The sequence below is a fragment of the Anoxybacillus sp. EFIL genome (assembly GCF_013096955.1).
GTDB lineage: Bacteria > Bacillota > Bacilli > Bacillales > Anoxybacillaceae > Anoxybacillus > Anoxybacillus ayderensis.
Map to the genome: position 1 here is coordinate 1 of NZ_SDLH01000034.1, position 733 is coordinate 733.

The following is a 733-nucleotide window of genomic DNA, read 5'->3' on the forward strand; positions in this document are numbered from 1 at the left end:
ACCCGAAGTCGGTGAGGTAACCCTTACGGGAGCCAGCCGCCGAAGGTGGGGCAAATGATTGGGGTGAAGTCGTAACAAGGTAGCCGTATCGGAAGGTGCGGCTGGATCACCTCCTTTCTAAGGATAAGAAGAAAAGCGGAGAATGGCTCCGTGTGTGTTGACAAACACAAAAAATATATGATAAAATTCCGCTGTCTGTTTTGTTCAGTTTTGAGAGAACACTCTCTTTTTGAACAAAATATGTTTTGCACCTGCGTCTAAAAGTGGATTCGAGGAAGATGGATTCCTCGGCGCATGGTAGCAAAGACGCTGATCATAGGAGCAACCATGTTCAGTTTTGAGAGAACACTCTCTTCATAAGTAAATATTCGTATGTATGGGCCTATAGCTCAGCTGGTTAGAGCGCACGCCTGATAAGCGTGAGGTCGGTGGTTCAAGTCCACTTAGGCCCACCATACAAACTTCATGGGGCCTTAGCTCAGCTGGGAGAGCGCCTGCTTTGCACGCAGGAGGTCATCGGTTCGATCCCGATAGGCTCCACCATTTTCTTGTAGATAGGTTATGTTTTTTTACGCCTACGTCTATTAAAAAGGAGACGAGGTTGGCATTGTTCTTTGAAAACTAGATAACAGGCTGAAAAGTGTGTTTAGTTAAGTTAGAAAGGGCGCACGGTGGATGCCTTGGCACTAGGAGCCGATGAAGGACGGGACAAACACCGATATGCTTCGGGGAG

The 733-nt window shown here is 47.5% G+C and carries 2 tRNA genes and 2 rRNA genes; all 4 read left to right on the forward strand.

Annotated elements, in window-relative coordinates:
• Positions 1-117 (forward strand): 16S ribosomal RNA (locus ES017_RS15130); the annotation flags it as partial.
• A 261-nt stretch (positions 118-378) separates the two neighbouring features.
• Positions 379-455 (forward strand) — tRNA-Ile (locus ES017_RS15135).
• A 12-nt stretch (positions 456-467) separates the two neighbouring features.
• Positions 468-543, forward strand: a tRNA-Ala gene (locus tag ES017_RS15140).
• A gap of 105 nt (positions 544-648) precedes the next feature.
• Positions 649-733: ribosomal RNA gene (locus ES017_RS15145) — 23S ribosomal RNA — on the forward strand; the annotation flags it as partial.